Annotated in this window: 5 protein-coding genes; all 5 read left to right on the forward strand. The window is 48.2% G+C overall.

Annotated features, from left to right (window positions below; genetic code table 11):
* Nucleotides 1–46 precede the first annotated feature (46 nt).
* Nucleotides 47–2005, forward strand: a complete 1959-nt coding sequence (locus IM515_RS13800; protein ID WP_287627393.1) for a RuBisCO small subunit-like domain-containing protein — start codon at nucleotides 47–49, stop codon at nucleotides 2003–2005.
* Between the two features lie 131 nt (nucleotides 2006–2136).
* Complete coding sequence (gene ccmN, locus IM515_RS13805) at nucleotides 2137–2799, forward strand: beta-carboxysome scaffolding protein CcmN (protein ID WP_287627392.1); 663 nt, start codon at nucleotides 2137–2139, stop codon at nucleotides 2797–2799.
* Nucleotides 2800–3348: 549 nt separating this feature from the next.
* Complete coding sequence (locus tag IM515_RS13810) at nucleotides 3349–4764, forward strand: form I ribulose bisphosphate carboxylase large subunit (protein ID WP_002753365.1); 1416 nt, start codon at nucleotides 3349–3351, stop codon at nucleotides 4762–4764.
* Between the two features lie 130 nt (nucleotides 4765–4894).
* Nucleotides 4895–5293, forward strand: a complete 399-nt coding sequence (gene rcbX, locus IM515_RS13815) for a RuBisCO chaperone RbcX (protein ID WP_002732424.1) — start codon at nucleotides 4895–4897, stop codon at nucleotides 5291–5293.
* A 15-nt stretch (nucleotides 5294–5308) separates the two neighbouring features.
* Nucleotides 5309–5644 (forward strand): ribulose bisphosphate carboxylase small subunit, encoded by a 336-nt coding sequence (locus IM515_RS13820; protein ID WP_002741682.1) that lies wholly within the window; start codon nucleotides 5309–5311, stop codon nucleotides 5642–5644.
* Nucleotides 5645–6045 lie beyond the last annotated feature (401 nt).

Genomic DNA, 6045 nt, shown 5'->3' on the forward strand with positions numbered 1-6045 from the left:
TAATTAACAACCAGCCAGCCAAATTCAGTATGGAGGAAGACTAACTATGGTCGTCCGCACAACGGCGGCTAGTCCGAAAAAGCGGACCAAATCCCCAGAGGAAACGCGCATAGACGAGAGTGCCAAAGTCCACACCTTCCCTAACCTCAGTGGCGCTATCGAGATCGGGGCGCGAGTGGTGATCGCTCCGGGGACTTCCATCCGCGCCGATGAGGGAACCCCCTTTCACATTGGCGACGACAGCAAAATTCAGGACGGGGCAATCATCCACGGTTTAGAAAAAAGCCGTGTGGTGGGAGATGACGGCCGAGAATATTCAGTGTGGATCGGCCGGGGCAGCTGCATCACCCACATGGCACTCATTCACGGGCCGGCCTATGTGGGCGATCGCTGTTTTATCGGTTTTCGCTCCACCGTCTTTAATGCTCGCATCGGGGCCGATTGCATAGTCATGATGCACGCCCTCGTTCAAGACGTGGAAATCCCCGCCGGTAAATTCGTGCCATCCGGTTCCGTGATCACCAGCCAACAGCAGGCTGATCGCTTACCCGATGTCACAGAAATCGATCGAGCCTTCACTCGTCACATTGTCGATATCGACCTCGCCCCCAGCGTCCCGATCAAAGCCCAAAGCCCAGCGACTCCGCCACCGGCAGCCGCTATAAACATCGCTAATGAGACGCTATATAGAAATTCGGTGACACCTATGAGTTTAAATACAAACATTCGAGCGCAGGTTCGCTCCCTCCTCTCCCAAGGCTACAAAATCGGGCTAGAATACGCTGACAAACGCCGCTTTAAAACCAGTTCTTGGTTAAGTGCCGGCTTTATCGACGGCAGCCGCGAAGAACAGGTATCCCAATCCCTAGAAGCCTCCCTGAGAAACCTACAGGGCGAATACGTCCGCCTGATCGGAGTCGATCCCGCCGCTAAACGGCGCGTACTGGAAATGATTATCCAACGCCCCGAAGACACCCCGGGAGAACCGGCCCGCACCACCACCGCCGTCCACGCCGGCCATAGCAACGGTAACGGCAATTCTGACCTGTCGGTACAAGTGCGTTCCCTGCTGGCCCAAGGGCTGAAAATCGCCACCGAACACGCGGATAAACGCCGGTTTAAAACCAGTTCTTGGTTAACCGGGCCGGCGATCGAAACCAAGGGCGAAGCCGGCATCGTTCGCGATATCGAAGCGATCGTGGCGGAAAATAGCGATGAGTACGTCCGTCTGATCGGGATCGACCCGCAGGCGAAAAAACGCGTCGTCGAAATGATTATTCACCGTCCCGGTGGCACCTCCGCTAGTAACGGCAGCGGCCAAACCAGCAGCTACAGCAGCCCCGCCAGTAACGGAGCCAGTTATAGCAGTAGTGGTAGCTTAAGTGGGGAAACGATCGCTCAAATTCGTTCCCTGCTCGCCCAAGGCTACAAAATCGGCACCGAACACGCGGATAAACGCCGGTTTAAAACCAGTTCTTGGCAGAGTTGCGCTCCGATCGAAAGTAATCGCGAATCTGATGTGATTATTGCTTTGGAAGATTGTTTACGGGAACATAGCGGCGAATACGTCCGCTTACTCGGTATCGATGCTAAAGCTAAAAAACGGGTTTTAGAAACGGTGATCCAGCGTCCCGATGGTTCGGTGGCTAGTAATGGCAACGGTAAAACCGCCGCCGTTGCTGAACCGAGTTTCAAAAGCTATGGTTCCGGTTCCTCCGGCGGCGGTACTGCCACTTTAACCAGTACCTTAACTGCGGAAACGATCGCTCAAATTCGTTCTTTGTTGAACCAAGGTCACAAAATTGGCAGTGAACACGCGGATAAACGTCGTTTTAAAACCGGTTCTTGGCAAAGCTGCACCCCCATCGATAGCAGTCGCGAATCCGATGTGGTGGCCGCTTTAGAAACCTGTCTGCGCGACCATCAAGGGGAATACGTTCGTCTGATCGGGATTGACTCCCAAGCAAAACGTCGTGTTCTCGAATCGATTATTCAACGCCCTTAATTTCAGGACTCGGCGATCGGTGAACGGAGATAGGTGTTAGGTGTTGGTGGATCGGGAAAAATACCTGAAACTCTAACCCCTACCCCCTAACCCCTGATCACTGATCACTGATCACTGAGTAACTGTCAATTATGTCCTTACCCCCTGTTCAACCTATTAGCCGCTCGGAATTCTATATTAATGGTGATGTAACCATTGATGAGAGTGCGATCGTGGCTGCGGGGGTGATTCTCCGAGCAGCCCCCAATAGCCGAATAATTATCGGTGCGGGTGCTTGTCTGGGTATGGGAACGATTCTAACCGCCTATCAGGGTGTTATTGCTATCGGTGCCGGGGCAATTTTAGGTACAGGAGTTCTAATAGTCGGTCAGGGTGAAATCGGTGAAAATGCCTGTATCGGTTCAACCACAACGATTTTTAATGCTTCTGTGGCAGCGATGTCGATCGTGCCGTCCGGTTCCCTGATCGGAGATACTTCCCGTCAAATTACCATCGAGGTGTCAGCAACCCGATCGGAACCAGAAAGACCCCCTCTACCGGAACCAGAACCCGTAGTCAGTCAAGTGTCCCCAGGCCCGTCCGTGGAGGAAATGGTCGCCGAAACCGTGGCCAGTCCTTGGGATAGCGAGGAAATGGTCGCCGAGGCCAGTCCTGCGGAAACCAGAGAACAAGCATCTACTACTAACCGACCGAATCAAGCATCGGTGGTCGGAAAAGTCTATATCAATCAGTTATTGGTCACGCTATTTCCAGAACGTCATCGTTTTAATGGCAACAATAACCTTAATTCTTGAAGGGGAAAATAATCGTTCACAAGCCAAAAATCTCAACAATAATTACTGAGTAATTAGACCTAATTTATCTAGAGTTCACTGCTGTCTAACTGTCCTCTAGGTACTGGGTATAATTGCTTAAAAATCTAATTCATCTTTAGCGATTGCCGACATTTTTTGAGGTTGTAATTATTGATAATCTTCCTCAATTAAAGAGTAGTTTTAATCGCTCAAAGCCTGATGAGCAGAAGTTTCTGTGTGTCAATCAGGTAAATTTTTGTTGATTTTTTTGTGTTTTTGTAGAGATTGTCAAAGTTAGATGACGAGAGATTAAAGAAACTAATCTCCCCGAGAAAAAAAAACAATTAAAATTTTAGGGATAGAGAAAAAAATGATCAGAATAGGGTAAAGTTCGTGTTAAGATGATCAGTTGAAAAAAACATTAGTGAAAATTGCTCCCTAACTTCGCTCCTAGCAGCAGGGGACAGGAGCTTAAGAAAAATCTATGTCGGTTGACGGCGAGATTTTACAGGTGCGACTAATCATGCAGTTTATGGAGGAATAATCCCAATGGTGCAAGCCAAATCCAAAGGTTTCCAGGCCGGCGTAAAAGACTACCGCCTGACCTACTACACCCCCGACTACACCCCCAAAGATACCGATCTACTAGCTTGCTTCCGGGTAACACCCCAACCCGGAGTTCCTCCTGAAGAAGCAGGTGCGGCAGTAGCGGCGGAATCTTCCACAGGTACCTGGACCACCGTTTGGACCGATAACTTAACCGACCTCGATCGCTATAAAGGTCGTTGTTATGATATCGAACCCGTACCCAACGAAGATAACCAGTTCTTCTGTTTCGTTGCCTATCCTCTAGATCTATTTGAAGAAGGTTCCGTCACCAACATCCTCACCTCGATCGTTGGTAACGTTTTCGGTTTCAAAGCTCTACGCGGTCTCCGTTTAGAAGATATCCGTTTCCCCGTCGCTTTAATCAAAACCTTCCAAGGTCCTCCCCACGGTATCACCGTTGAACGGGACAAATTAAACAAATATGGTCGCCCCCTACTCGGTTGCACCATCAAACCTAAACTCGGCCTTTCCGCTAAAAACTACGGTCGTGCCGTTTATGAATGTCTTCGCGGTGGTTTAGACTTCACCAAAGACGACGAAAATATTAACTCTCAACCCTTCATGCGTTGGCGCGATCGTTTCCTCTTTGTCCAAGAGGCGATCGTTAAATCCCAAGCAGAAACCAACGAAGTTAAAGGACATTACTTAAACGTAACCGCTCCTACCTGCGAGCAGATGATGCAACGGGCTGAATTCGCCGCCGAAATCAAAACCCCCATCATTATGCACGACTACCTCACCGGTGGTTTCACCGCTAACACCACCCTGGCGAAATTCTGCCGCGACAAAGGGTTACTGCTCCACATTCACCGGGCAATGCACGCGGTTATCGACCGTCAGAAAAATCATGGTATCCACTTCCGCGTTTTAGCTAAGTGCTTACGTCTCTCTGGTGGTGATCACCTGCACTCGGGAACCGTTGTCGGTAAACTCGAAGGTGAACGCGGAATCACGATGGGTTTTGTTGACCTGATGCGTGAAGACTATGTAGAAGAAGATCGCGCTCGTGGTATTTTCTTCACCCAAGACTACGCTTCCTTACCCGGGGTAATGCCGGTTGCTTCCGGTGGTATCCACGTTTGGCATATGCCGGCGCTGGTGGAAATCTTCGGTGACGATTCCTGCTTACAGTTCGGTGGTGGAACCCTCGGCCACCCCTGGGGTAACGCACCGGGTGCCACCGCTAACCGTGTGGCTCTGGAAGCTTGTATCCAAGCTCGTAACGAAGGTCGCTCCTTGGCCCGCGAAGGTAACGACGTTATCCGGGAAGCTTGCCGTTGGAGTCCTGAACTGGCTGCCGCTTGCGAACTCTGGAAAGAAATTAAATTCGAGTTCGAGGCTATGGATACCCTCTAATACAGCCCTTCAGAAGGTTGTTAGCAGTTATCGGTGCAAAATAATGCCGGGGACTTGCCCAAAATCCGCAGGCAGTCGCTAGAATTTCAACACTGATAACTGTCTAGCCAATAACTGAAAACTGTATAAAATGTATCCGAAAAAAGTTGTTCAAGATACCGCGAAAGTCTTACAAAGTTACCTAACTTACCAAGCGGTTCGCACGATTATCGATCAATTATCAGAAACTAATCCGACTTTAGCTATTTGGCTGAGTCACTATACTTCTAGCCATTCCATTCAGGATGGCGAGGCCTATATTGCGGGGTTAATGACTGAGAATAAAGAGTTAGTTTTGCGGATCATGACGGTAAGAGAACATTTAGCCGAACAGGTTTTAGAGTTCTTGCCAGAGATGGTAAAAACGGGAATTATTAATGACAATACCGAACATCGTCGGCAACTTTTGGAACGTCTCACCCGTACTGCTATAAGTCAACCAGAGACATCGGAATTAAATCTCGATGTTGATGATCTACCCAACCCATAAGGAATCAAGAAACCCATGAAAACTTTACCTAAAGAGAAGCGTTACGAAACTCTCTCCTACTTGCCCCCCCTCACCGATCAACAAATTGCTAAACAAATTCAATACATGATCGATCAGGGTTATATTCCTGCTGTGGAATTTGAAAAAGATCCCAAACCCGCAGATTATCATTGGACGATGTGGAAACTGCCTTTATTCTCTGTTTCTGGTCCCCAAGAAGTTCTTAATGAAGTTCGCGAGTGCCGCACTGAATATTCTGATTGCTACATCCGCGTTATCGCTTTTGACAACATCAAACAATGTCAAACCATGAGCTTTATTGTTCATAAACCCAATGCTGGCCGCTACTAATTTGGCTGTCATCTAATTATTAACTGTTGAGGGGGGTTCTTAGAACTCCCTTTTTTTCTATCATTTGTTATTGAAAATCGTTGATTAACATCCAAAAACACTTGATTGGAAAATCATTAAGGTTATTACCTTGAAATTCTACAGATTGATTTCTAACCCAAGCATTTGCTACTGTGCGGAAGCGTGTGTCTTTATATTGATTAACTTTCTCGGCTTCTTGACTAGGATTTTTCCGAGGATCCGATAAGTCTGAGGCTGTTATATAACTGGACTTCCCCCATACATAAATACTAAAAAATTAACAAAACCCTTACTGCAGGTCGCTTCTAAGAAAAAATTGAAAAGAGGCTACTGGGTACATTTTTTACTTGAAAATGGCTGTACCGTTGACTGTATCTGGA

The organism is Microcystis sp. M44BS1, from assembly GCF_020244875.1.
GTDB lineage: Bacteria > Cyanobacteriota > Cyanobacteriia > Cyanobacteriales > Microcystaceae > Microcystis > Microcystis panniformis.

Excerpts from the sequence above, each read along its gene's own strand:
- IM515_RS13800 (WP_287627393.1), top strand. The coding sequence starts at position 47 with ATGGTCGTCCGCACAACGGCGGCTAGTCCGAAAAAGCGGACCAAATCC.
- ccmN (WP_287627392.1), top strand. The coding sequence starts at position 2,137 with ATGTCCTTACCCCCTGTTCAACCTATTAGCCGCTCGGAATTCTATATT.
- IM515_RS13810 (WP_002753365.1), top strand. The coding sequence starts at position 3,349 with ATGGTGCAAGCCAAATCCAAAGGTTTCCAGGCCGGCGTAAAAGACTAC.
- rcbX (WP_002732424.1), top strand. The coding sequence starts at position 4,895 with ATGTATCCGAAAAAAGTTGTTCAAGATACCGCGAAAGTCTTACAAAGT.
- IM515_RS13820 (WP_002741682.1), top strand. The coding sequence starts at position 5,309 with ATGAAAACTTTACCTAAAGAGAAGCGTTACGAAACTCTCTCCTACTTG.